Here is a 2,672-nt window from a genome sequence, read left to right on the forward strand (position 1 = left end):
AGTGCAGCGTAAAGCTGAACGAAATAGAGGGATTAATCAAAAAGATTAATTACAACTGATTCTTTTGAAAGCAGGAATGAAAGCCGTCAAGTTGAGCTGAAACTGCTTTGATGATACTCCTACATGCATAGAGTTGTGTTAGCAACAATATGTGTGAAGCTAGGTAAAGACGTCTGAAATCGACCTAAGTTCAAGCTACATCGAATATGGTAGAGGATAGGGCGGTTAGCCGAAAAAGATGAATATGGTGAGAATGTTTGATTAGCAACCAAACTGACGAACTTGCGAATGAAAGGGTCTAAAAGGAAGGTTTCTCGAAAGGGAAATACGTTATGAATGTAACGGAAGTTGCCGAAGAGTAAGCACGTTGTCATGAAACTCGGTATAGTGAACAAAGACACTATATAACTTCAGGCTCAGAGCAAGCATCTAAGTTCAATCATATGGCTAAAAAGAATCGGAACGTGGTAAGCGAGGTACTCTTATTAAACGACTAACATCGGAGAGGTTGATATAAGGATTAAATCCGAAATTCATTTAACCTTGTGAAAGTAGGGTCACAGTACCGAAGAAGCTATGGAAACATAGTGGAGGGATAGACCCAAGTCTGATAATTTATAAACAAACAAAACAAGTATAATTCGCTGGTCGGGTATGAATGCAGGGATACACCATAGGAAACGAGGTGTTCTGCAACGAATACAAGTCTGAGATATAACGAATATTATGAAATGCAAAATGTATTTGATGAATTATTCTCAAAAAGTGGTGAAAACCACAAATTCAACAAATTATATGACCAAATAACAGATGAAAAAAATATCCTTCTAGCATATAGAACCATAAAATCAAATGAAGGGTCTAAAACAGCAGGAACAGATAGTTATACGATTAATGATTATAAAATCATGAACAAAGACGAATTTATCTGGAAAATTAGAGATACACTCGACAATTACAAACCCAAAGCAGTACGACGAGTAATGATACCTAAAGGACATAACACAGGAAAATTTAGACCACTAGGAATCCCAACAATGTTGGATAGAATTATTCAACAAATGTTTAAACAAATCCTAGAGCCAATATGCGAGGCTAAATTTTACAAACATAGTTATGGTTTTAGACCATTACGAAGTACGAAACATGCATTAGCAAGGATGAATTACCTTGTAAATGTAAGTCAGTTTCATTTTGTAGTCGACATAGACATAAAAGGATTTTTCGATAATGTAAATCATCGAATACTCATGAAACAATTATGGAACATGGGAATTCGAGATAGAAAGGTACTAGCCATTATTAGTAAAATGCTAAAAGCACCAATAAAAGGTGAAGGCATTCCAAGTAAAGGCACTCCGCAAGGAGGAATCTTATCGCCACTATTATCGAATATCGTTCTAAATGACTTAGACCAATGGGTATGTAATCAATGGGAAACATTTGAAACAGAACATCCATATACACAAAATGAGAAAAAGTATCAAATGTTAAAACGAAACTCAAAAATGAAACCAGGTTTTATCGTCAGATATGCAGATGATTTCAAAATCATGACAAATAGCTATGAAAATGCAGTAAAATGGTATCATGCAGTAAAAGGATACCTAAAAGACCGTTTAAAATTAGATATTTCGGAAGAAAAATCAAAAATTACAAACTTGAGAAAACAATACTCCGAATTTCTAGGGTTTAAAGTTCAGACAGCTAAAAAGGAAAATAAACATCTAGTTAGGGTTAATATAATTGACAAGAAAAAAGCGGAAATCATAAAGAGGATTAAAGAACTCATTCTAAGAATAAGGAATGAAACAACCATTAAAAATGTAAGACTATACAATGCATTTATAATGGGAATTCAAAACTACTTCAAATACGGGAGTATGGTTCCTTCTGATTTCGCTGACATCATGCATAAGGTTTATCCCTATGCAAGAAGCAAACTACGAAAAACTGGAAAATATGAACATCCAAAAAACGCAAGTAAAACGTACACAAAATTTTACAAAACCAACATGAAAACTTGGAACATAATGGGTACTCATTTATTCCCAATACAGGGAATAACAAGTTTTGTGAGATGTACACAGTTTAAACCGAAGTTGAACATCTACACAGTTGAAGGTAGAGAATTAATTCATAAAAACTTAAACACAGAAATTGAAATAAACATTCGCAGACTAATGAATTCAAATATAATAAATCAGTCAATCGAATATCAAGACAACAGAATTTCCAGATACTCAATGAGAAATGGAAAATGTGAAGTTCTTGGTATATTCTTGGAAGCACATGAAGTAGAATGCCATCATAAGAAACCTAAATCATTAGGTGGCTCGGATAAATATAACAATCTGAGAATTCTACATGGGGATATTCACAAATTAATCCATGCAACTAAAGAAGAAACGATTGAAAAGTATTTGAAAAAATGGAATATCGAGGATAGTTCGAAAATCCTTGATAAAATAAACGAATATCGTTTACACTGCGAAAACGAACCAATCCAAATTAGAGATAATTTCTCAAATGACATGCATATAATATTCGACTAAGTAAAATTAAACTTGTAACTTGTTAAAATTTGTTTATATGGTTATTAGATGGAACGCCGTATGAGGTGAAAGTCTCACGTACGGTGTGGAGTGGGGGAAAAGATGGAGATGCAATCA

1 protein-coding gene is annotated in these 2,672 nt (G+C 33.7%); it reads left to right on the forward strand.

All coding sequences use genetic code 11. The features are described 5' to 3' along the window. The first annotated feature begins 731 nt into the window (after positions 1-731). On the forward strand, positions 732-2,555 hold the full coding sequence (gene ltrA / locus ACEVFT_RS03900; protein ID WP_393948209.1) for a group II intron reverse transcriptase/maturase: 1,824 nt from the start codon (positions 732-734) through the stop codon (positions 2,553-2,555). Positions 2,556-2,672: the final 117 nt, after the last annotated feature.

This window comes from Lysinibacillus sp. PWR01 (genome assembly GCF_043359455.1).
GTDB classification, from domain to species: domain Bacteria; phylum Bacillota; class Bacilli; order Bacillales_A; family Planococcaceae; genus Lysinibacillus; species Lysinibacillus fusiformis_F.

Bases quoted from the DNA above. Each gene is read 5' to 3' on its own strand.
- ltrA (WP_393948209.1), top strand. From the start codon at position 732: ATGCAAAATGTATTTGATGAATTATTCTCAAAAAGTGGTGAAAACCAC.